General features: G+C 63.5%; 21 protein-coding genes, 1 tRNA gene and 1 pseudogene. 15 read left to right on the top strand and 8 right to left on the bottom strand.

From position 1 onward, the window contains the following. Positions 1–217: 217 nt before the first annotated feature. Together NKJ23_RS00115 and NKJ23_RS00110 are read right to left on the bottom strand one after the other, a co-directional pair. Entirely contained in the window at positions 218–448 is a 231-nt protein-coding gene (locus NKJ23_RS00115; RefSeq protein WP_352677559.1) for a hypothetical protein, read from the bottom strand. A 408-nt stretch (positions 449–856) separates the two neighbouring features. Beyond that, on the bottom strand, positions 857–1,291 hold the full coding sequence (locus tag NKJ23_RS00110; RefSeq protein WP_352677557.1) for a DUF3597 domain-containing protein: 435 nt from the start codon (positions 1,289–1,291) through the stop codon (positions 857–859). Positions 1,292–1,813: 522 nt separating this feature from the next. Here NKJ23_RS00110 and NKJ23_RS00105 point away from each other — a divergent pair. The 3 genes from NKJ23_RS00105 (at position 1,814) to NKJ23_RS00095 (ending at position 3,823) form a co-directional block, all read left to right on the top strand. After that, positions 1,814–2,413, top strand: coding sequence for a YdeI/OmpD-associated family protein (locus NKJ23_RS00105; protein ID WP_352620298.1), 600 nt, complete (start codon positions 1,814–1,816; stop codon positions 2,411–2,413). A gap of 465 nt (positions 2,414–2,878) precedes the next feature. Then, the gene (locus NKJ23_RS00100) at positions 2,879–3,151 is read left to right on the top strand and encodes a hypothetical protein (protein WP_352677554.1); all 273 of its coding nucleotides are present in this window, start codon (positions 2,879–2,881) and stop codon (positions 3,149–3,151) included. A 264-nt stretch (positions 3,152–3,415) separates the two neighbouring features. Next, positions 3,416–3,823 carry a hypothetical protein gene (locus tag NKJ23_RS00095; RefSeq protein ID WP_352677553.1) on the top strand — a complete coding sequence of 136 codons (408 nt, stop codon included), beginning with the start codon at positions 3,416–3,418 and terminating at the stop codon, positions 3,821–3,823. A 210-nt stretch (positions 3,824–4,033) separates the two neighbouring features. On the opposite strand, the gene NKJ23_RS00090 is transcribed toward NKJ23_RS00095, so the two are convergent. Further along, positions 4,034–4,123, bottom strand: a tRNA-Ser gene (locus tag NKJ23_RS00090). 430 nt (positions 4,124–4,553) lie between these two features. On the opposite strand from NKJ23_RS00090, the gene NKJ23_RS00085 reads away from it, so the two are divergent. The 3 genes and pseudogenes from NKJ23_RS00085 (at position 4,554) to NKJ23_RS00075 (ending at position 6,774) form a co-directional block, all read left to right on the top strand. Then, the gene (locus NKJ23_RS00085) at positions 4,554–4,877 is read left to right on the top strand and encodes a hypothetical protein (protein WP_352616408.1); all 324 of its coding nucleotides are present in this window, start codon (positions 4,554–4,556) and stop codon (positions 4,875–4,877) included. 66 nt (positions 4,878–4,943) lie between these two features. Continuing rightward, a pseudogene (msrA, locus tag NKJ23_RS00080) lies at positions 4,944–5,569 on the top strand (peptide-methionine (S)-S-oxide reductase MsrA). 215 nt (positions 5,570–5,784) lie between these two features. Next, a complete protein-coding gene (locus NKJ23_RS00075) occupies positions 5,785–6,774 on the top strand; it encodes a BMP family lipoprotein (protein ID WP_292657345.1) in 990 nt (329 codons plus the stop codon). 84 nt (positions 6,775–6,858) lie between these two features. On the opposite strand, the gene NKJ23_RS00070 is transcribed toward NKJ23_RS00075, so the two are convergent. Continuing rightward, positions 6,859–7,068 (bottom strand): SlyX family protein, encoded by a 210-nt coding sequence (locus NKJ23_RS00070; protein WP_031211352.1) that lies wholly within the window; start codon positions 7,066–7,068, stop codon positions 6,859–6,861. A gap of 181 nt (positions 7,069–7,249) precedes the next feature. Here NKJ23_RS00070 and NKJ23_RS00065 point away from each other — a divergent pair, with 181 nt between their 5' ends. From NKJ23_RS00065 to deoA, 6 genes are read left to right on the top strand one after another with little or no spacing between them, the layout of a single operon-like run. Next, positions 7,250–8,782, top strand: coding sequence for an ABC transporter ATP-binding protein (locus NKJ23_RS00065; protein WP_352677551.1), 1,533 nt, complete (start codon positions 7,250–7,252; stop codon positions 8,780–8,782). Beyond that, positions 8,779–9,918, top strand: coding sequence for an ABC transporter permease (locus NKJ23_RS00060; protein WP_352677550.1), 1,140 nt, complete (start codon positions 8,779–8,781; stop codon positions 9,916–9,918). Before NKJ23_RS00065 ends, NKJ23_RS00060 begins: the two co-directional genes overlap by 4 nt. Position 9,919: 1 nt before the next feature. Continuing rightward, on the top strand, positions 9,920–10,891 hold the full coding sequence (locus NKJ23_RS00055; protein WP_352516902.1) for an ABC transporter permease: 972 nt from the start codon (positions 9,920–9,922) through the stop codon (positions 10,889–10,891). A 6-nt stretch (positions 10,892–10,897) separates the two neighbouring features. Next, positions 10,898–11,290: a cytidine deaminase gene (cdd, locus tag NKJ23_RS00050; RefSeq protein ID WP_352677548.1), complete on the top strand. Its 393-nt coding sequence runs from the start codon at positions 10,898–10,900 to the stop codon at positions 11,288–11,290. Beyond that, positions 11,287–12,105, top strand: a complete 819-nt coding sequence (locus NKJ23_RS00045; protein WP_352677546.1) for a purine-nucleoside phosphorylase — start codon at positions 11,287–11,289, stop codon at positions 12,103–12,105. The genes cdd and NKJ23_RS00045 overlap by 4 nt, the downstream gene beginning before the upstream one ends. Beyond that, on the top strand, positions 12,105–13,424 hold the full coding sequence (gene deoA / locus NKJ23_RS00040) for a thymidine phosphorylase (protein WP_352677544.1): 1,320 nt from the start codon (positions 12,105–12,107) through the stop codon (positions 13,422–13,424). Before NKJ23_RS00045 ends, deoA begins: the two co-directional genes overlap by 1 nt. Here deoA and NKJ23_RS00035 read toward each other — a convergent pair whose 3' ends face one another. From NKJ23_RS00035 to NKJ23_RS00025, 3 genes are all read right to left on the bottom strand, one after another. Then, on the bottom strand, positions 13,425–13,985 hold the full coding sequence (locus tag NKJ23_RS00035; RefSeq protein WP_352677542.1) for a TIGR02281 family clan AA aspartic protease: 561 nt from the start codon (positions 13,983–13,985) through the stop codon (positions 13,425–13,427). Positions 13,986–14,085: 100 nt separating this feature from the next. Beyond that, entirely contained in the window at positions 14,086–14,715 is a 630-nt protein-coding gene (gene upp, locus NKJ23_RS00030; protein WP_023675320.1) for a uracil phosphoribosyltransferase, read from the bottom strand. Positions 14,716–14,843: 128 nt separating this feature from the next. Further along, entirely contained in the window at positions 14,844–15,818 is a 975-nt protein-coding gene (locus NKJ23_RS00025; protein WP_352677541.1) for an adenosine deaminase, read from the bottom strand. Positions 15,819–15,985: 167 nt separating this feature from the next. On the opposite strand from NKJ23_RS00025, the gene ubiE reads away from it, so the two are divergent. The 3 genes from ubiE (at position 15,986) to coaBC (ending at position 19,930) form a co-directional block, all read left to right on the top strand. Continuing rightward, complete coding sequence (gene ubiE, locus NKJ23_RS00020) at positions 15,986–16,762, top strand: bifunctional demethylmenaquinone methyltransferase/2-methoxy-6-polyprenyl-1,4-benzoquinol methylase UbiE (RefSeq protein ID WP_352677539.1); 777 nt, start codon at positions 15,986–15,988, stop codon at positions 16,760–16,762. Between the two features lie 70 nt (positions 16,763–16,832). Beyond that, positions 16,833–18,407, top strand: coding sequence for a 2-polyprenylphenol 6-hydroxylase (gene ubiB / locus NKJ23_RS00015; protein ID WP_352677537.1), 1,575 nt, complete (start codon positions 16,833–16,835; stop codon positions 18,405–18,407). A gap of 65 nt (positions 18,408–18,472) precedes the next feature. Next, entirely contained in the window at positions 18,473–19,930 is a 1,458-nt protein-coding gene (coaBC, locus tag NKJ23_RS00010) for a bifunctional phosphopantothenoylcysteine decarboxylase/phosphopantothenate--cysteine ligase CoaBC (RefSeq protein ID WP_352677535.1), read from the top strand. On the opposite strand, the gene NKJ23_RS00005 is transcribed toward coaBC, so the two are convergent. Further along, the coding region (locus NKJ23_RS00005) for an MFS transporter (protein ID WP_352677533.1) at positions 19,927–20,821 on the bottom strand (895 nt) is incomplete at its 5' end. The genes coaBC and NKJ23_RS00005 overlap by 4 nt on opposite strands.

The raw sequence follows: 20,821 nt of genomic DNA, 5'->3' as shown, positions 1-20,821 counted from the left end.
ATCTCGACGAGAGCATAACGGGCAAGATTTCAGCGAGTTCCTTCGAGCGTGTCGCCCAATTACCGCCTTCGGGCATGACCCGGCATGAGCAGCGGTTTTGCTCAAAGCAAGGGCTTGGCGTCAGGCCGACCTTCACGCACAAACAGGCTGGCCTCTTTGGCGGCGCTGCCAACCGCCCGCCACTGCTCCTGGAGCCTGATGTTCGTTCCAGATTGTTTTAATGGGAGCGATGGTCGAACACGACGCCCATGGTCCTACCAACGGCCGTCATGACGATAAGCTCGACCAGATCGTCGTCACTGTTGCCGCAGGCCGGAGCCGTCCGGCGAACGATGTCCAGCATCGCCCTCGTCGATATGGTGTCGCCGGCACCGAACCGTGAAAGCGCAGATGAAACAAGCTCTTGGGCCGTCAGGTCGGCGACCATCACCCGCTGCACCACGTTCATTGGCTTCCTCCCACCATGAACCCTCGCCCGGGAGAATGATACGCCGAACGTCGCGTTTCGCCAGCAAAATGGTGGTCCTACCAGCGCGTGGGCAGCGACCGAAATCGTCGGTTTTGCGGGAGGCAATCCGGGCGCGAGGCGGCAGCGCTTTTGTGCCATGCGACTTCGCCATAGACCCAATCCCGGCGGCCGGGATCGGTCTCAATTTTATTTACTGGCAGTCTAATGCTTGGCAGTGTGGTCTGCTCGGTTGCGGCCGAAGCCAGCGCAGCAAGAACCACGGTGCGGGCAGGACTAGAACGGTTCGTCGTTTCACGGAAACGCCGAACCGGTCTGCATTTTTTGTTTGACGCAATTTCGGACGGAAAACCGTTCACACGTTTTCCTGGAATTGCTTGTCTTGTAACTCTAGGCGGCAAGGTCGCTCGGAAGCTTGCCGCCATTCTCGGCCAGCTTTTTCATCAGTGCGTCGTGCAGCCGCAGATTCATCGTTACAGTGTCGTTCATATCGCCGGTGTAGTTCAGCTCGTGGGCAAGCTCCTTGCGGGCGCCGAGGCTGCTGTCGATATTCAGAGCCTTCATCAGGTCGACGATCGAATTCTTCCAGTTGAGTTTCTGCCCCTTCGCGGCCACCGCCTTGTCGAGAATGGCAGCGATGTCCGGGGCAGAGGACGGCGCGGCCGGCGCGGCCGGAGCCGGGGTTGCAGGCGGGGCGGATCGGGTAGGCGCCGTTGGCTGGGTGGCCGTGCTCGAAGCAGGCGCGGGAGACGGTTGCGCCGGCGGCGCTTCGGCCGCAACCGCGTTTCCGAAAATCGCACCTTTGATACTGTCGAAAATGCCCATTGCTATCTCCTGTGTTGGCTCGACGGTGTGTTGCCTTGACGGTCGGTGAGGCGACCGTTGCCGAATGCCGCATTGAGCGCCCTGGTTGTACCGGACCACGAACATCGCTGAAGGGCAACTCCGAACTGGCCGAAAGGTAAAGGCTTGGTTGCGCTGAAAAATCGGCCGATACGGCAACAGTTCGGGCCGTATACAGCTCGAGAGACCGTCAAGTGCAATGGATGACGGCCGAATTGAGGGCTCTCGGCACGCATCAGGCTAAATTAGAAGTTGCAAATAGATATGCGGATGCCGAGCGGTTCCATACCAGTAAAATCAGTGTCGGTGGCTAATGGAGGCATTGGAGCGGTACGAGGAGGGAGACGCTCTTGATGATGAAAGTAGAAAGATCGTCTAGGTTTCGTATTCGCATCGTTGAGAGGAGCGAACCATGATCCTAGTTGTCGGAGCTGAGATGAGCGCGCGCGCGGCCGGCAAGCGGTTTGGCGTCGTTACGCGCTCGCGTCATGGGCGGACCGGCTGATGGCGCCCGTCAAGGTCGACCCCGCCAAGGTCCGCGAGTTCAGGGATGCCGAAAGCTTCCATGCCTGGCTTGGCGAGCATCACGACAGCGAGGACGAAGTCTGGATCAAGATCCATAAGCTCGATTCGGGACTGCCGTCGATCACTCCGAAGCAAGCCATCGACGTGGCGTTGTGCTGGGGCTGGATCGATGCGGTGCGCAAGGCCTTGGACGGCAAAAGCTACCTGCAGCGCTACACCCCGCGCGGCAAGAAGAGCACCTGGAGCCAGATCAATGTCGACAATGTCGCCCGGCTGATCGAGGAGGGCCGGATGACCGAGCACGGGCTGAGGCAGGTCGATGCGGCCAAGGCCGACGGCCGCTGGGCGCGCGCCTACAAGAGCGGCAAGGAGATGAAGATCCCCGACGACCTCCAGGCGGCAATAGACGCCGAGCCCACGGCGAAAGAGATGCTGGCAAAGCTCAGCGGCCAAAACCGCTTCGCACTCGCCTTCCGCATCCACAACATGAAAACCGAAGCCGGACGCAAGAAGAAGATCGCGGCGTTCGTGGAGATGCTGAAGCGCGGCGAGACGATCTATCCGCAGGGCAGAAAGTAACATCTGACGAGGCGTGCCGGCGCTGCGTCTTGTGCTTGTCCCGGTCGGCGAGCCTCGAATGCGGCCGGATCACTGCTCAGGCCCACCTTCGATCCAGGCGATGTCGCCGACGATTTGTTTTCGACGAGCGTCGCCCGGCACTTCGACACCAGCTCTCATTCGTTTAGTTGATGCAGGAAAAAGTCTCGTCCTCACAGTCGGCATAGTATATTAGCAGGCGCTGTTATGAGGTTTTTGCCCGTTCAGGAGCCGACTGGCACGTGGGCCGTGTTTGATGCGACCGTGGACGTGCCTGCGGATTTCGCTGGCAGTTGCCTTATCGGCTTGCCGCGGGAGCGGGCGGAGTGGCTCGCAGCAAGAGCCAATCGAGATGCTGCTGCAAAAGGCACTTCGATTTGCCGGTTGTCAGCTGCCGGACCGGCACAAGCCACGGTTCTTAGACTTAGACCGATAGGAGAGATTTCGATGATGCAAGAAAGGGTAATGGCGGCTGCGTTGGCAGCCAGGAATCAGGAAGCGGATATTCTTGGTGTCTTCGACATCACCAACAAAACCGATGCGCCAATTGGCCCCCGCCGATTGGGCGAGGCTATCCACTTTGTCGCCAATGCACCTATCGTTGGCTATGATGTTCACGCCGCCGTCATCAGATATGGCCCAGTCGGAACCCCCAGCCTCAGAGCAACAGATTGCGCACAGCTGTGGGAGAAGTTCGGCGAGGCCTTGCTGCAACACTGACGGGCAGACCTTTGGCGCGTATGGCACCACCATCGTGCAGGGCACTTCCCTTGTGAGAACGACATGGAAGCCTGGCGGGTGATATTGCAATCAAATTAGCGTGAGCGCATATTTTTTGCCGGCCGAACTCGCAACCGGCCAGGCCCGGCGGCCGGCCGCCAACGGGCTGTCAGGCCGGCGACAAATGCAGGTCTGACGGTCCCCATGGCAAGGTCGCCGGAACCACAGCATGATGCGGCGGCAAAACGGGTTTGGGAGAATGACATGCCTAAGGTTTCGGAGCTCTTTTTCAAGACAGCCATCGTCTTTCTTATTCTGGGAATTGCAGCTGGCCTGCAGATGGCAATTTCAGGCGATCACGGCGCGTTTCCGGCTCACGCGCACATCAACCTGCTGGGATGGGTCACCAGTGCAATATTCGGCGGCTACTATGCCCTGAACCCGGCGAAGGCCGCCCGCAGGAGCGCGATGATCCACTACGGCGTCTACAATCTCGGCCTGGTCGTAATGCTGCCGGCACTTTACCTGATGCTGCAGGGAAATCCGGCGCTCGAGCCGATTGTCGCCACTGGCTCAATGATTGTCGCTGCCGCCGTGCTGATCTTTGCCTTCGTGGTTTTCTCCGCCGAAACAGAGCGCTCAGTCTCGGAAATACAAGCGGTCCCGCGCTAGACGGGGCGGCGACAGTGCCGTGTCGACTAAGCCCGTGCTTCTGGTGAAGCGCGGGCCGATCGGTTGTGGGCTGATCTGAGGTAAGGGTGCGGTGAAGATGAAAGCCGCTCAGTAGCCTTCGCGCCCCCTCTGCCTGCCTCAAGATACTGCATCGCAGCGGCAGTCGCCGTCCAGTGTCCCTTCAGACTCGGCGAGCCGGTGAGATTTAACTGGCGGAGAGAGCGGGATTCGAACCCGCGTTACGGTTTCCCGTAAACACACTTTCCAGGCGTGCGCCTTCAACCACTCGGCCACCTCTCCGTCTTTTTAGCATTTTCGACGCGGCCGGTTTCGCCGCGCGGGTTGGGGAGATGCATCTCCTTTGGGATTCCGGCCGGAATTCCGGCCGTGGGCGCCGTCAACCAGCGGATACCCTTTCCCCGCACCCGAGCCGTCAAAGCAACAGGCGCGGGGCTCATCTAGTCGATCCGGTGCCGAATGCCAAGACATAACGGCAGTCTATTCGCTTTGCCGGATACGGATGCTCAGCCCATGCCGCTGGGGCACCCGTTGGGAGCCTATCGAAACGAGCGGCGGAGGTGTGCTTGCCGTCCCCGGCGCGCCGACGGTTTCGGCGAACCCGGCTGCCGCAGGTTCAACTTCACGTGTCGCGATTGTGGAATAAGCGGGTAGATCCTATCTAACAGTCCGACACGACATTCTGATAAACTCCTGGGGAGGAAGGGTCCGGATGTTCCGCTTCGTCTTTCGTCTCGCTGCAATGGTCGCGCTTTCGGTTTCGGTCATCATGGCCGTGCTCGATGCGACCCGCTCGGTGGCGGCTTCGGCGCTGGTGATGACCCCGCTCAACACCAGCTGGCTCGCTGTCTCGCCGGATACGCGCGGTGCCTTCGAAAGCTTCGTCCGCGATAAGATCAACCCGCTGCTGTGGGACGGTGCCATCGCCTGGGTGCTCAGCCAGCCCGGCTTTGCCGTGTTCGCGGTGCTGGCGTTCATTCTTTATGCCATCGGTTACAGGCGGCAGCGCCCCAGCGGGCGGTTCGCCGCAACCTGACATTTCCAGCCTGACCCGGTGTTCCCGTACCAGGAAGGCTCAACCAAGAAGAAAAGGAAGCCACACATGTTTCTCAGCGACATGCTGAACAAGAAGCTCAACCTGCCGAAACCCTCCGAGGCGTTGCCCGGCCGCGACCGGCCGATCCCGACCGCATCGAAGCACTTTGTCTCGAACAGGCCGCTCAAGGGTCCTTATCCCGAAGGGATGGAAACGGCGATGTTCGGCCTGGGCTGCTTCTGGGGCGCCGAGCGGCCGGCTATGCCGGCGGCGTCACGCCCAACCCGACCTATCAGGAAACCTGCACGGGGCTCACCGGCCATGCCGAAGTCGTGCTCGTCGTCTACGACCCCAAGATCGTGTCTTATGCCGAGCTCTTGAAGCTGTTCTGGGAAAGCCACGACCCGACGCAAGGCATGCGCCAGGGCAATGATGTCGGCACCACTTACCGCTCGGCGATCTATACGTTCAACGACGCTCAACACCAGGCTGCGATCGCCTCGCGCGACGCCTACGAGGCTTCGCTGCGCGGCGCCGGACGCGGCAAGATCACCACGGAGATCGCGCCGGCGCCGGAATTCTACTTCGCCGAGGAAGACCACCAGCAATATCTGGCGAAGAACCCCTACGGCTATTGCGGCCTGCAGGGAACCGGCGTCTCCTGCGCCATTCCGGCCGCCGTCTCCGCCTGATTTTATGCCCCTGACGCAAGGAATATGCTGTGGCGCCGCGATGCGGCGCCATGCTTTTCCAAAAGGTCAAAATTCCACGTGAATTTTGTTTCGGGCCGTGCCAGATTGACCCGAAGCGGGAGGAAGACACTCCTGCCCGACACCGCACGCCTGCCGGAGAACCGGGCCGGCATGCGATGCATAATGGACAAATAACCGACAGGGGTGTGGATCACATGAAACGTATCGTTCTCGGCCTCATGGCCGCAGCTGCAATGGTTCTTCCGGCCTTCGCCGCGGACATTCAACCCGCGATCCTCTATGATCTCGGCGGCAAGTTCGACAAGTCGTTCAACGAGGCGTCCTTCCACGGCGCTGAAAAGTTCAAGACCGAGACCGGCATCCCCTATGTGGAATTCGAGGTCAGCAACGCCACCCAGCGCGAGCAGGCGCTGCGCCGTTTCGCCGAGGACGGCCGCAACCCGATCGTCATGGCGGGCTTCTCGTGGGCTGACGCGCTTGACAAGATCGCCACCGAGTTCCCCGATACCAAATTCGCCATCATCGACATGGTCGTCGACAAGCCCAATGTCCGCTCGCTGGTCTATAAGGAGCAGGAAGGCTCCTACCTCGTCGGCGTGATGGCGGCGATGGCTTCCAAGACCAAGAAGGTCGGCTTCGTCGGCGGCATGGACATTCCGCTGATCCGCAGGTTTGGCTGCGGCTATGTCGGCGGCGCCAAGGCGGCCGGCGCCACCGACGTCATCCAGAACATGACCGGCGATACGCCAGCGGCCTGGAACGATCCGGCCAAGGGCGGCGAGATCGCCAAGACGCAGATCGACCAGGGCGCCGACGTGGTCTACGCGGCGGCAGGCGGCACCGGTGTCGGCGTGCTGCAGGCAGCGGCCGACGCCGGCAAGCTCGGCATCGGCGTCGATTCCAACCAGAACGGCCTGCAGCCCGGCAAGGTGCTGACCTCCATGGTCAAGCGCGTCGACGTTGCCGTCTACAACACCTTCATGGATGCCAAGGACGGCAAGTTCACGGCCGGCGTTAACGATCTCGGCCTCAAGGAAGGGGGCGTCGACTACGCCATGGACGACAACAACAAGGCGCTTGTCGACGATGCGATGAAGGCGGCGGTCGAAAAAGCCAAGGCCGACATCATCGCCGGCACCATCAAGGTGCACGACTACATGTCGGACAATGCCTGCCCGTATTGATCGATTGCCGTTATTGATCGACTGGCACTGCTGAACTGACGAGCCGCCGGGTGAAAGCCCGGCGGTTTTGTCTTGTCGGCCCGCTCACCAGTGCGGCGGCTTGGTCACCGGCACGTCGGGTGCGGCCTGTTCCTCCAGCGCCAGGAAGCGCTCGGCCAGCGCGTCGAGCTTGCGCTGCATGCGCTCGATCACCTTCCACTGCTCGGCGATCTGGCCGGACAGTTCCTCGATGGTCTTCTCCTGCTCGGCGGCGCGGATTTCCAGCGTCGTCAGCCGGTCCTCGGGCATGGTCATTTGAAATCCTCGATCAGGCGATTGTGCAGGCTGCGGCCACGTTGGAAATTGACAAGCATGGCGGGATTTGTCGAGAGTGAACCCTGCTCCGGCCAATTGGTACGGACCCAATTGGCACAGACTGGGCGTCATGCTAGGCGTTTGACCAAGCGGTAAAAAAATAACAGTGGGAACAGGCTGCATGGCGCAAGCCGCAATCGAGCTGATCGGCATCGACAAGAGCTTTGGCGCCGTGCGCGCCAACCGCGACATCAATCTGGAGATTATGCGCGGCACTATCCATGGCATCGTCGGCGAAAACGGCGCCGGCAAGTCGACGCTGATGTCGATCCTCTATGGTTTCTACCAGGCCGATTCCGGCGAGATCCGTGTCGGCGGCCAGCCGGCATCGATCAAGACACCGAACGATGCGATCGCGCTCGGCATCGGCATGGTGCATCAGCACTTCATGCTGGTCGACAATTTCTCGGTGCTGGAAAACGTCATTCTCGGCGCCGAAAGCGATGCGCTGCTGAAGAAGAGCATCGCCAAGGCGCGTTCCGAGCTGGAGCGGCTCGAGCGCGAATACGGGCTCGAAGTCGATCCCGACGCCATCATCGAGGAGTTGCCGGTCGGCCTGCAGCAACGCGTCGAAATCCTCAAGGCGCTCTATCGCGGCGCCGAGATCCTGATCCTCGACGAGCCGACAGGCGTGCTGACGCCGGCCGAGGCCGACCACCTGTTCCGCATCCTCAAGCAGTTGAAGGAGCAGGGCAAGACGATCGTGCTGATCACCCACAAGCTGCGCGAGATCATGGCGATCACCGACACCGTCTCGGTGATGCGCCAGGGCACGATGGTGGCGACCAGGGAGACCAAGAAGACTACGGTCGAGGAACTGGCCGAGCTGATGGTCGGCCGGCGCGTGCTGCTGCGCGTCGAGAAGGGCGAGGCGAAGGCCGGCGGCGTCAAGCTCGCGGTCAAGAACCTGACGGTCAAGGATTCCCGCGGCGTCACCATGGTCGACGACGTCTCCTTCGACGTCCATGCCGGCGAGATCGTCGGCATTGCCGGCGTCGCCGGCAACGGGCAGTCCGAATTGCTCGAGGCGATTTCCGGCATCAGGCATGCCGTTTCGGGCTCGGTCATGCTCGACGGCAAGCCGATCGACCTCACCGGCGCCGCCGACCCTGGCGAGCTGCGCGAGCGCGGCCTTGCCCATGTGCCGGAGGACCGCCATCATGTCGGCCTGGTGCTGGCCTTCGAGGAGAACGAGAATTCGATCCTCGGCTACCAGGACGACGAGCGCTATCTAAAGGGGCCGTTCCTCGACATCGACGCCATCCGTAACGATGCCAGGGACAAGATCGTCAAATACGACATCCGACCGGCGGACTGCCGCCTCAAGACCGCCAATTTCTCCGGCGGCAACCAGCAGAAGATCGTGCTGGCGCGGGAAATGGAACAGGATCCCGGCGTGTTGATCGTCGGCCAGCCGACCCGCGGCGTCGATGTCGGCGCCATCGAATTCATCCACAAGCGCCTCATCGCCATGCGCGACCAGGGCAAGGCGGTGCTGGTGGTTTCGGTCGAGCTCGACGAGATCCGCTCGCTGTCCGACCGCATCCTGGTGATGTTTGCCGGCCGCATCGTCGGCGAACGCGGCCCCGACGCGACCGAGGGCGAGCTCGGCCTGCTGATGGCCGGCGTCGAGCAGCGCGAGGCGGCGGAATGAGCACTCCCTATGCCAAGCTGCCGGCCTGGGCCGACTACGTCCTGATCCCGCTGATCAACCTGTTCGTCGCCTTCGTCGTTGCCGGCTTCGTCGTCATATTGGTTGGCGAGAACCCACTGCGCGCAGCCGTCGTCCTGGTCGAGGGTGCCTTCGGCCGCGGCCAAGGCATCGCGTTCACGCTTTTCTATGCCACCACCTTCATCTTCAGCGGGCTTTCGGTAGCGGTTGCGGCGCATTGCGGCCTGTTCAACATCGGTGGCGAGGGCCAGGGCTATATCGCCGGTCTCGGCATTGGCATTGTTTGCCTGGCCTTCGACAGCGTGCTGCCTTGGTGGCTGACCTTCCCGATCGCCATTATCGCCGCCGCGGCGATGGGCGCGCTATGGGCGCTGATCCCGGCCTATCTGCAGGCCAAGCGCGGCTCGCACATCGTCATCACCACCATCATGTTCAATTTCATCGCCGCCAGCGTCATGGTCTATGCGCTGGTGGGGATGCTGAAGCCGCCCGGCTCGATGGCGCCGCAGACGCGCACCTTCCTCGAAGGCGCGCAATTGCCGAAGCTCAACTGGGTCATCGAATTGTTCGGCGCCAAAATCCGTTCGGCGCCATTCAACGTCAGTTCCCTGCTGGCGCTAGCCATGGCCTTTCTGGTGTGGGTGCTGATCTGGCGCACGAAGCTCGGCTACGAGATGCGCACCTATGGCCACAGCCCGAAAGCGGCGCGTTATGCCGGGATTTCGGAGATCCGCATCATCATCATCGCGATGATGATCTCGGGCGCGCTGGCCGGCATGATGGCGCTCAACCCGACGATGGGCGACCAGCACAATGTCGCGCTCGAATTCGTTTCGGGCGCCGGTTTCGTCGGCATCGCGGTGGCACTGATGGGACGCCTGCACCCGGTCGGCATCGTGCTGGCGGCGGTCCTGTTCGGCATGCTTTACCAGGGCGGCGCCGAGCTCGCCTTCGAGATGCCGGCGATCAGCCGCGACATGATCGTCATCATCCAGGGCCTCGTGATCCTGTTCGCCGGCGCGCTCGAGCATATGTTCCGGCCCTATGTCCAGGCGCTGTTCGCCTCGCTCAGCCCGAGATCAGTCGGCATGGAAGCGGTCAAGGGGAAGGGCGCCTGAGATGGATTTCTTCAACGCTATCGTGCAGGTCCTGGACTCGACCATCCGCCTTTCGGTCCCCTTGCTGCTCGCCTGCCTCGCCGGCCTCTATTCGGAGCGGGCCGGCGTCTTCGACATCGGGCTCGAGGGCAAGATGCTTGTCGGAGCCTTCGCCGGTGCGGCCGCCGCCTCGGTCTTCCACTCGGCCTATCTCGGCCTCGGCATGGCCATCCTCATCTCGGTCGCCTTCGCGCTGATCCACGGCTTTGCCTCGATCACCCATCGCGGCAACCAGATCGTCTCCGGCGTCGCGATCAATTTCATTGCCGCCGGATCGACGATCATGCTCGGCCAGGCCTGGTTCCAGCAAGGCGGGCGCACGCCGGCGCTGGCTGCCGGCGAGCGCTTCGAGGCAATCATCTGGCCTGGCGCGGATGCGCTCAGGAGCGTGCCGATCCTCGGGCCGATCTATTCGGAACTCATCTCCGGCCACTCCGTGCTGGTCTATCTCGCCTTCCTGGCCGTGCCGTTCACCTGGTGGGTGCTGTTTCGCACCCGCTTCGGGCTCCGCCTGCGCGCTGTCGGCGAGAACCCGGCGGCGGTCGACACCGCCGGCATCTCGGTCGCCTGGCTGCGCTACCGGGCGCTGATTTGCACCGGCGTGCTCACCGGCATTGCCGGCGCCTATCTGTCGATGGTGCAGAATGGCGGCTTCGTGAAGGACATGACCGCCGGCAAGGGCTACATCGCGCTGGCCGCGCTGATCTTCGCCAAATGGAAACCGGTCAACGCCATGTTCGCCTGCCTGCTGTTCGGCTTCCTCGACGCCGCGTCGATCCGGCTGCAAGGCACGCCGCTGCCGCTGATCGGCAAGGTGCCGGTGCAATTCATGCAGGCGCTGCCCTATGTGCTGACCGTCATCCTGCTTGCCGGCTTCATCGGCAAGGCAATCCCGCCGCGCGCCGGCGGCGTGCCGTATGTCAAGGAACGCTGATCTATCATGGCTCGTGATCTGTTCGAAGCGGCGAAAGCCGCCATGGCCAAGGCCTATGCGCCCTATTCGAAATTTCCGGTCGGCGCGGCGTTGCGTACCGAGGACGGCCGTGTCTTCACCGGCGCCAATGTCGAGATCGCATCCTATCCGGAGGGCTGGTGCGCCGAAACCACCGCGCTCGGCCACTACGTCATGGGCGGCGGCGGCAAGATCACGGAAATCGCCGTGATCGCCGAACGCGTGGCAAAATGCTCGCCCTGCGGCGGCTGCCGGCAGCGGCTGGCGGAATTCTGCCGGCCGGAGACGAAGTTCTATCTCTGCGATGATAGCGGCGTGGTTGAGACCGTGACCATGGGCGAGTTGCTGCCATACGGGTTTGAAGGCGATGTGCTGAAATGAAGGAAGCGCTCGATCACCTCGTCGAAAGGCTGGACGGGCTGGCGCCGACCACCGCCTTGGTGCTGGGGTCAGGGCTTGGCGGGCTTGTCGACCAGGTCGAGGATGCGGTGCGCATCTCCTACGCCGACTTGCCGGGGTTTCCCCGAAGCGACGTCAGCGGCCATGCCGGCGAGGTGGTGGCCGGGCTCTTTGCCGGCACGCCGGTGCTGATGCTGTCCGGCCGGGCGCATTATTACGAGCACGGCAACGCGGCGGCGATGCGGCCGGCACTCGAGGTGCTCGCCGGCCTCGGCATCTCCAGGCTGATCCTCACCAACGCCGCCGGTTCGGTCGATCCCGGGATGGGCCCGGGCTCGGTGATGCTGATCACCGATCACATCAATTTCTCGGGCTCCAACCCGCTGATCGGCGAACCGAGCGACCGCCGTTTCGTCGGCCTGACCGAAGCCTACGACGCCGGTCTCCGCTCCGCCATCGAGCAGGCGGCGAAGGCCACCGGTACCACGCTGCACAAGGGCGTCTATATGTGGTTCTCCGGCCCATGCTTCGAGACGCCCGCCGAGATCCGCATGGCGCGCGTCATGGGCGCCAATGCGGTCGGCATGTCGACGGTGCCGGAGGTCATTCTCGCCCGCTTCCTTGGGCTGCGCGTCGCCGCGTGTTCGGTCGTGACCAACCTTGCCGCCGGCATGACCGGAGCCGAGCTGTCGCACCAGGAGACCAAGGACATGGCGCCGGTCGGCGGCGCGCGGCTGGCGACCATTCTGCAGCGTGTTTTTCAGGACGGGCTTCCGGAGCACAGGGTCGACGCCTGATGCTTCCACAGGAAATCATCCGCCGCAAGCGCGATGGCCAGAAGCTCTCGGCTGAGGAGACATCGGCTTTCATCGAGGGCCTGACCGCCGGCACCGTCACCGACGCTCAGGTCGGGGCGTTCGCCATGGCGGTATTCTTCAACGGCATGAGCCGCGACGAGGCGGTGGCGCTGACTATGGCGATGCGCGATTCCGGCGATGTGCTCGACTGGTCGGATCTGCCCGGCCCTGTCACCGACAAGCATTCGACGGGCGGCGTCGGCGACAATGTCTCCTTGATGCTGGCGCCGATCGTCGCTGCCTGCGGCGCCTATGTGCCGATGATTTCCGGCAGGGGTCTCGGCCATACCGGCGGCACGCTGGACAAGATGGATGCCATCCCCGGCTATATCAGCCAGCCGGATGTTGCGCGCTTCCGCAAGACCGTGCTCGAAACCGGCTGCGCCATCATCGGCCAGACCGCCGATCTCGCACCCGCCGACGCCAGGCTCTACGCCATCCGCGATGTGACAGGAACGGTGGAATCGGTGCCGCTGATCACCGCCTCGATCCTGTCGAAGAAGCTGGCGGCCGGCCTTGGTTCGCTGGTGCTCGATGTCAAGGTCGGCAACGGCGCCTTCATGGAGAAATCGCGCGACGCAACCGCACTGGCCAACAGCCTGGTCGACGTCGCCAATGGCGCCGGCCTTAAGGCCTCGGCGCTGGTCACCGGCATGAACGAGCCGCTGGCGTCCGCCGCCGGCAATGCGGTCGAGGTGCGCAACGCCGTCGATTTTCTCACCGGCCGCTTTCGCGACCGGCGGCTGGAGGACGTGACGCTGGCGCTGGCCGCCGAGATGCTGCAATCGGCAGGCCTGGTGTCGTCCAACCAGGACGGCCTGCGCCGCGCCGCCGAAACGCTGGCCGGCGGCCGCGCCGCTTCCATCTTCGCGCGCATGGTGGCGGCACTGGGTGGTCCCGTCGACTTTGTCGACAATCCGGAAAAATATCTGCCGAAAGCGGCAACGGAATTCGCGGTCAAGGCGAGCGCGAACGGCTTTGTCACCGGCATCGCGACCCGCGAGATCGGGCTTGCCGTGGTCGGGCTTGGCGGCGGGCGGACGCGGCCCGACGACAGGATCGATCACGCCGTCGGCATCACCAGGCTGTTGCCGGTCGGCGCTGAAGTGCGGGCCGGCGAAGCGCTGGCGCTGGTCCATGCCCGTAATACCGGGGATGCCGAAGCGGCCGCGGCCGCCGTGCTTTCGGCCTATATGATCGGCACTTCCAGACCGGCCACGGAGAAAACCGTCATCCGGCGGATCCTGCCGCGCGGGTAATCACTGAACCAGCAGCAGCTTGCCGTCTTCGACCTGGTATTTTTCGAGCCGCTGCAGAAAGCTCATGCCGATCAGGTTGGTGTGCAGCGCCCTGTCGTCGAGCACGACGGCCTCGACGCCCTCGACGGTGATCTTGCCGATCTGCAGGCGATCAATCGTCACCACGGCGGCCTTGATCGCACCATTGGCGGTGTTGACCTGATGGCTGAAGTCCGTCGAATTGAGCGAGATGCCGATCCTGCGCGCAGTCGAGGTGTTGATGGCGACGAGCGTGGCACCGGTATCGATCATGCCGTCGATCTGGTGGCCGTTCAACTTGAAGGCCGACATGAAATGGCCGCGCGCGTCCGCGGTGACGACGACCTTGCGGCCGAGCGGCTGCGGCGTCGCCGGCCTGTCCCGAACGGCGGCGAGATTCAGGTCGGTTTGTGTGTCGGCCGGCCTGGCTCCGATGGCGGATTTCAACAGCCGCTCGATTACCTGTGAATTGGACTGATACACGATCGGCAGCGATGCCGACGTTCCGGCAAACACGCCAAGGATGAGAAGCTTGCGCAGCATGGACCGGCCTTCCTGGTTGCCGATCCTTAGCCCGACAAGGTGATTGCCGCTTTAACGAGTGCGGAAACCAGCCGTTTGCGTAAACAATCGGTAAACGGGTCTATTTGGTGCCGTACATGCGGTCGCCGGCATCGCCGAGACCCGGCATGATGTAGCCCTTTTCGTTGAGCTGGCGGTCGATGGAAGCGGTGAAGACCGGAACATCGGGATGCGCCTGGGTAAACCGCTCGAGGCCCTCTGGTGCCGCCAGCAGGCAGAGGAAGCGGATGTTGGTGGCACCGCGGCCTTTCAGCTTGTCGATCGCCGCGATCGCCGAATTGGCGGTCGCCAGCATCGGATCGACGACGATCACCAGCCGGTCGGCGAGGTCGCCTGGCGCCTTGAAGAAATACTCGACCGCTTCCAGCGTCTCATGGTCGCGATAGAGGCCGATATGGGCGACACGCGCCGCCGGCACCAGATCGAGCAGGCCTTCGAGCAAGCCGTTGCCGGCGCGCAGCACCGAGGCGAAGACCAGTTTTTTGCCCTCCAGCGTCGGCGCCTCCATCGTTTCGATCGGCGTCTCGATGGTCGTCGTCGTCAGTTCCAGGTTGCGGGTGACCTCGTAGCCGAGCAGCAGCGAGATCTCGCGCAGCAGCCGCCGGAAGCCGGCCGTCGAGGTTTCCTTCTTGCGCATGATGGTCAGCTTGTGCTGGACAAGCGGATGGTCGACGACGGTGACGCCCTTCATGGTGTTCTCCAACTGCGCAAATGAATGGTGAATGGTGAATAGTGAATAGTGAACTGGTTTGCGAGTCCTTGGTTGCGCGGAAAAACTCGCGGTTGACGGACCAAAGCGCCGGGTGAACCATTCACCATTCACCTGCCCTTGGCGCCGAGCCTGCCCAGCAGCGCCGCCCTGGTCTTCCTGTCGACGAAGGCTGCCTCGATGGCCGTCCTGGTGACGGCGGTGAGCGCCTTGTCGTCCATCGCAAAATGCTCGGCAGCGATGTCGTATTCGCGTTTCAGCGAGGTCCAGAAATAGGGTGGGTCATCGGAGTTGAGCGTCACCTTGCAGCCCGCTGCCCGCAAGGCGGGGAAGGGATGGTCGGCGAAGCTGTCGAAGATTTTCAGGGCGATGTTGGAGCCAGGGCAGCATTCGAGCACGACGCCTTCGTCGGCGATGCGCCGCACAAGCTCGGGGTTCTCGATGGCGCGCACGCCATGGCCGATGCGAGACGGGCGGATGTGGTCGAGTGCCGCCTCGACGCTCTCCCAGCCCATCAATTCGCCGGCATGGACGGTGATGCCGAGGCCGGCCTCGCGGGCGATCTCGAAGGCCCTGACATAATCTTCCAGGTCGCCTATCCGCTCGTCGCCGGCGACGCCGAAACCGGTGACCAGCGGATGCCCGCAGCGGGCGGCGAAACGCGCCGCCCGCTCGATCGATTCGACACCGAAATTGCGCACGCCGGTGACGATCATGCGGCCTTCGATGCCGGTCTTCGCCTTGGCGCGGGCCATGCCTTCGCCGAGCGCGTCGGTATAGGCCTTCGGCGACAGCCCGGCCTTGCCGGCATGGTCGGGCGAGGTGAAAACCTCGGAATAGATGGCGCCGTCGCGGGCGAGGCTGGTCAGGTAATGGTCGGCCAGCCGCGCATAGTCTTCTTCGGTGCGGAACAGGTCCGACGAGAAGTCGTAGGCGGCGAGGAAAGAGGTGAAGTCGTGCCAGACGAAGGAGCCGTCCTGGATGTAGGGCGAGGCATCCTTGCCGTATTTCTCAGCCTGGCGGAGGACGAGTTCAGGCGCCGCTGCCCCTTCGATGTGGCAGTGCAGTTCTGCTTTCAAAGGCATTCAATTATCCCGTCAGGCTTTTTCTTATGACGCAGGTTCCTGTCGGAAAACCGTGTGACACTTTTCCGGAACCTGCTTCGAAGCGCGGCCGAACACCGCGCCTTAAACAATAGCGCCCGCACCATCGATCGGCTATGGTCCCGCCGATTTTATGGCGGATCAAAACGATGTCGGTTGAAAGAACCACTGCTGCGGGCGGCATGGAAACCTCCTATGGTTTCAGGCGGGTGGGGCCAGGCGACAAGCAGTCCCTGGTCAATGATGTTTTCCACAAGGTGGCGAACCGCTACGACCTGATGAACGACCTGATGTCGGCCGGCTTGCACCGGTTGTGGAAGGACGCCATGGTCGCCTGGCTCAATCCACCGAAGCGGCCGGGCTGGAGCGTTCTCGACGTTGCCGGCGGCACCGGCGACGTCGCCTTCCGTATCGTCGAGGCGAGCGGCAGGCATGCCCATGCAACGGTTCTCGACATCAACGGCTCGATGCTCGCCGTCGGCCGCGACCGGGCCGAGAAAAAGGGCTTGTCGGCAAATACCGATTTCGTCGAGGCCAATGCCGAGGAACTGCCTTTTGCCGGCGCTACTTTCGACGCCTACACCATTGCTTTCGGCATCCGCAACGTGCCGCGCATCGATGTGGCGCTTGCCGAAGCCTATCGCGTGCTGAAGCCTGGCGGGCGCTTTCTCTGCCTTGAATTTTCCGAGGTAGAGATGCCGCTGCTCGACAAGGTCTATGAGGCATGGTCGTTCAACGCCATTCCGCGGATCGGCAAGGCGGTGACCGGCGATGGCGAGCCCTATTCCTATTTAGTCGAATCGATCCGCAAATTTCCCAATCAGGTGAATTTCGCAGCGATGATCTCCCGCGCCGGCTTCGACCGCGCCTCGTTTCGCAATTATTCCGGTGGCATCGCCGCGCTCCACTCGGGCTGGAAGCTTTGAGGCTGGCCCGTATCTTTCGTAATCAATGTGCTCTTCGCCGGTCCAGGAAATCGGCGGGGCAAAGCCAGCCATGAGCAGCATCGGCGCTGGTTTCAGGCTCGTGCGGGCCGGCTGGGTACTGGTCCGCGAAGGCGTCATCGCCGCTTTGCCCGGCGACGAGCTCTTCGGCCTGCCGAAATTCGGCTGGCGCATGGCCCGGCTGTTCACCCGCCGTCGCGCGCTTGCCTACGAGCGCGGCGACCGGCTGGCCAAGGCGGTCGTGCGGCTCGGCCCATCCTACGTCAAGCTCGGCCAGTTCCTGGCGACACGGCCGGACGTCGTCGGCAACGACATAGCGCTCGATCTCGCCATGCTGCAGGACAAGATGCAGACGTTTGCGAAGGCCGAGGCCGTTGCAGCGATAGAAGCCTCGCTCGGACGCAAGATCGACGAGCTCTATGTCAGTTTCGGCGAGGCCGTCGCCGCCGCCTCGATCGCCCAGGTCCATACCGCCGAAACGCTGCAGGACGGCGTCGTTAGGCGAGTGGCGGTGAAGGTCATCCGGCCGGGCGTGCGCCGCCGCTTCTTTCGCGATCTGGAGAGCTATTTCCTCGCCGCCCGGCTACAGGAAAAATACATCCCGTCGTCGCGCCGGCTGCGGCCGGTCGAGGTGACCGAGACACTGGCCCAGACCACCAAGATCGAAATGGATTTGAGGCTGGAGGCGGCTGCTTTTTCGGAGCTCGGCGAAAACACCAAGGACGATCCCGGCTTTCGCGTGCCCTCGGTCGACTGGGAGCGCACCGGCCGTGACGTGCTGACCATGGAATGGGTCGACGGCATCAAGATGAACGATATTGCCGGCCTGACCGCCGCCGGCCACGATCTGAAGGCGATCGCCGCCAATCTCGTTCAGTCGTTCCTGCGCCATACGCTGCGCGACGGCTTCTTCCATGCCGACATGCATCCGGGGAACCTCTTCATCGAGGCCGACGGCACCATCGTCGCCGTCGATCTCGGCATTGCCGGCCGGCTCGGCAGGAAGGAGCGCCGGTTCCTCGCAGAAATCCTCTACGGCTTCATCACGCGCGATTATCAGCGCGTCGCCGAAGTGCATTTCGAGGCCGGCTACGTGCCGCGCCAGCACAATGTCGCGGCCTTCGCCCAGGCGATCCGGGCGATCGGCGAACCGATCCACGGCCAGCCGGCCGAGACCATCTCGATGGCCAAGCTGCTGACGCTTCTATTCGAAGTGACCGACCTCTTCGACATGGCGACGCGATCCGAACTGGTGCTGCTGCAGAAAACCATGGTGGTTGTCGAGGGCGTCGCCCGCACGCTCGACCCGGCCTTCAACATGTGGAAGACGTCGGAACCGGTGGTCAGCGGCTGGATTGCCCGCAATCTCGGCCCGCGCGCCTTGCTGGCCGACGTGCGCGACGGCGCCACCGCGCTGCTGGCGCTGGCCCGCCAGGCACCGGACCTCGCCGCCCGCACCGAGCGGCTGTCGCGCGAAATCGACCTGATGGCCGAAAACGGCCTGCGTTTCGACGAAAGGACCGCGCGCGCCATCGGCAAGGCCGAGGCGCGCTACACCCGCTCCGGCCGGCTGGCGCTGTGGCTGATCGCATTGACGCTGGTATACATCGCCTGGCGTATATTCTAGCGCTTGTTGCAAAGTGATTGCATTGCTATCATTGCACTCAGCAATTCCGGGCAAGGTGCAATCAGATGGCCAGCATCACGATCCGCAACCTTGATGACGAGGTCAAGGACCTGCTGCGCCGACTGGCGGCGGAGAATGGCCGGTCGATGGAAGACCAGGCGCGGGTGATGATCCGCGCAGCGGTCGAAGGTCAGTTCGGTTCGGCCGGTCGCATCGACCAGATCGAGAAAACACTGCGCGAACTGACGAGTTCGCAGAGTCCAGCAACGCCGGTGGTCGCCGTCTCCAGCCCGCGAGGCATCCTCTCCGGCAAGCGCATCCTGCTCATCATCGGCGGAGGCATCGCTGCCTACAAGGCGCTCGACCTGATCCGCCGGCTGCGCGAGCGTGGTGCTTCGGTGCGCGTGGTGATGACGGCTGCGGCGCAGGAATTCGTCACCACGCTGTCGGCCGGGGCACTGTCAGCCGACCACGTCTCTACCGAACTCTTCGACCGGCAGGACGAGCACGACATCGGCCACATCCGGCTGTCGCGCGAGGCCGACCTTTTGGTCGTGGCGCCGGCCACCGCCGACCTGATGGCAAAGCTCGCCAATGGCCACGCCAACGACCTTGCCTCGACCGTGCTCATCGCCACCGACAAGCGAGTTTTGATGGCGCCGGCGATGAACCCGAAAATGTGGGCGCATCCGGCGGTCCGCCGCAACCGCGCGACGCTGAGCAAGGACGGCGTCGCATTCGTCGGCCCGGCGAAGGGCGAGATGGCCGAGAGCAACGAGGTGGGCGAGGGCCGCATGGCCGAGCCGGTGGAGATCGTCGCCGCGATCGAGGCGCTGCTCGACAGCCGGCCAAAGCCGCTGACGGGCAGGAAGATCATCGTCACTTCCGGACCGACGCATGAAGCGATCGATCCTGTCCGCTACATCGCCAACCGCTCGTCGGGCAAGCAGGGCCACGCCATCGCGGCGGCGCTGGCCAGGCTCGGCGCCGACGTGCGTCTCGTCTCCGGCCCGGTCGGCATTGCCGATCCGGCCGGCGTCGCCACGCTGCACGTCGAAACGGCCGTCGAGATGAAGGACGCGGTCGAGCAGCTGCTGCCGGCCGACGCGGCAGTGTTCGTCGCGGCTGTCGCCGACTGGCGCACACAAAGTTCGGCCGGGGAAAAGATCAAGAAGGTGGCGGGCGAGGGGCCACCGGCGCTGCAGATGGTGGAAAATCCCGATATTCTTGCCGGTGTCGGGCATCACAAAAAGCGGCCGATGCTGGTGGTCGGTTTCGCTGCGGAGACGCAGGATCTGGTCAGGAATGCCGAGGCCAAGCTCGCAAGAAAGGGTGCCGATCTTATCGTCGCCAATGATGTCTCGCATGAAGATGGTTCCCCGGGCGTGATGGGCGGCGACCGCAACAAGGTGCGGATCGTCTCGAAGGCCGGCGTCGAGGAATGGCCGGAGATGAGCAAGGACGAGGTGGCGACGCGGCTCGCGGCACTGATCGCCGAGCGGCTGAAGACGGTCGTCGTCTAGTCAATCTCCCCCACGAGGGGGGAGATTGGCAGCTTCGCTGGCGGCGCCCCCGAAATCCGCAAAGCGGCAAGGCATCCCAGGATTCCGAGCGGGATAAACACCAGGAACAGCCAGGCGGCGACATTCGCCGCGGCCTCGCGGTTCAGGCCTTCGGAAAAGCCGTTGGCGTTGGCGACGATGCCGGTCAGTGCCGCACCCACGGCATAACCGATGCGCTGCATGGTCGGCACAGCGGCCGAGGCGATCGTCTGCTCGCCTTCCTTGGCCGATGCCACGATGACACGCGTGACGAACGGCCAGGCTATGCCGAAGCCGCCGCCTTGCAACAAAGCACAAAACAGGATCAGCGGGATCGAGCCGGCCGGCACCGTATAGGCGAAACCGGCGACGCCCGTGGCGATCATCAGCGCCCCGCCGACGATGATCAGCCGCTCGCGCTCCGGTGGCGCATTGGCGACGAGGATCGACAGGATCGACCAGGCGATCGATTCGGCGGCGATGATGTAGCCGGTGGTCAGGATCGGAATGCCGTGCAGGCTGGTCAGAAGCAGTGGTCCGTAGACCGCGAACGAGCAGGTCGCCACCGAAAACGCAGCGACCATGGTCATGCCCGCGCCGACCGGCGAGCGCCATGAGAACAGCCGCGACGGGAACAGGCGCGAGCGCGGCTTCAGTGCGTCGGGCGGCGCCGAGCCGCCCGTCGCCTGCGGCCTCGTTGCTTCAGGCGTATCGAGCACGAGGAAGCTTGCCAGCGCCATGGCCGTGCCTCCCAGGGTGAAGACGCCGAAGGCCCAGCGCCAGGACGAAGTTGTGTGCGTCAAGTTCTGCAAAATGGCGTGGCATTGCGGTGACGTCGGCGTGTCCGCCGCGCAGCCCCCGTGTTTAGCGGAG

Source organism: Mesorhizobium sp. M0184 (genome assembly GCF_040322215.1).
In the GTDB taxonomy this organism is placed as follows: Bacteria; Pseudomonadota; Alphaproteobacteria; order Rhizobiales; family Rhizobiaceae; genus Mesorhizobium.
Note: the sequence above shows the minus strand (reverse complement) of the source record. Positions and strands in the feature narration are given on the sequence as shown.

Bases quoted from the DNA above. Each gene is read 5' to 3' on its own strand.
- NKJ23_RS00115 (WP_352677559.1), bottom strand. From the start codon at position 448: ATGAACGTGGTGCAGCGGGTGATGGTCGCCGACCTGACGGCCCAAGAG.
- NKJ23_RS00110 (WP_352677557.1), bottom strand. From the start codon at position 1,291: ATGGGCATTTTCGACAGTATCAAAGGTGCGATTTTCGGAAACGCGGTT.
- NKJ23_RS00105 (WP_352620298.1), top strand. From the start codon at position 1,814: ATGGCGCCCGTCAAGGTCGACCCCGCCAAGGTCCGCGAGTTCAGGGAT.
- NKJ23_RS00100 (WP_352677554.1), top strand. From the start codon at position 2,879: ATGATGCAAGAAAGGGTAATGGCGGCTGCGTTGGCAGCCAGGAATCAG.
- NKJ23_RS00095 (WP_352677553.1), top strand. From the start codon at position 3,416: ATGCCTAAGGTTTCGGAGCTCTTTTTCAAGACAGCCATCGTCTTTCTT.
- NKJ23_RS00085 (WP_352616408.1), top strand. From the start codon at position 4,554: ATGTTCCGCTTCGTCTTTCGTCTCGCTGCAATGGTCGCGCTTTCGGTT.
- NKJ23_RS00075 (WP_292657345.1), top strand. From the start codon at position 5,785: ATGAAACGTATCGTTCTCGGCCTCATGGCCGCAGCTGCAATGGTTCTT.
- NKJ23_RS00070 (WP_031211352.1), bottom strand. From the start codon at position 7,068: ATGACCATGCCCGAGGACCGGCTGACGACGCTGGAAATCCGCGCCGCC.
- NKJ23_RS00065 (WP_352677551.1), top strand. From the start codon at position 7,250: ATGGCGCAAGCCGCAATCGAGCTGATCGGCATCGACAAGAGCTTTGGC.
- NKJ23_RS00060 (WP_352677550.1), top strand. From the start codon at position 8,779: ATGAGCACTCCCTATGCCAAGCTGCCGGCCTGGGCCGACTACGTCCTG.
- NKJ23_RS00055 (WP_352516902.1), top strand. From the start codon at position 9,920: ATGGATTTCTTCAACGCTATCGTGCAGGTCCTGGACTCGACCATCCGC.
- cdd (WP_352677548.1), top strand. From the start codon at position 10,898: ATGGCTCGTGATCTGTTCGAAGCGGCGAAAGCCGCCATGGCCAAGGCC.
- NKJ23_RS00045 (WP_352677546.1), top strand. From the start codon at position 11,287: ATGAAGGAAGCGCTCGATCACCTCGTCGAAAGGCTGGACGGGCTGGCG.
- deoA (WP_352677544.1), top strand. From the start codon at position 12,105: ATGCTTCCACAGGAAATCATCCGCCGCAAGCGCGATGGCCAGAAGCTC.
- NKJ23_RS00035 (WP_352677542.1), bottom strand. From the start codon at position 13,985: ATGCTGCGCAAGCTTCTCATCCTTGGCGTGTTTGCCGGAACGTCGGCA.
- upp (WP_023675320.1), bottom strand. From the start codon at position 14,715: ATGAAGGGCGTCACCGTCGTCGACCATCCGCTTGTCCAGCACAAGCTG.
- NKJ23_RS00025 (WP_352677541.1), bottom strand. From the start codon at position 15,818: ATGCCTTTGAAAGCAGAACTGCACTGCCACATCGAAGGGGCAGCGGCG.
- ubiE (WP_352677539.1), top strand. From the start codon at position 15,986: ATGTCGGTTGAAAGAACCACTGCTGCGGGCGGCATGGAAACCTCCTAT.
- ubiB (WP_352677537.1), top strand. From the start codon at position 16,833: ATGAGCAGCATCGGCGCTGGTTTCAGGCTCGTGCGGGCCGGCTGGGTA.
- coaBC (WP_352677535.1), top strand. From the start codon at position 18,473: ATGGCCAGCATCACGATCCGCAACCTTGATGACGAGGTCAAGGACCTG.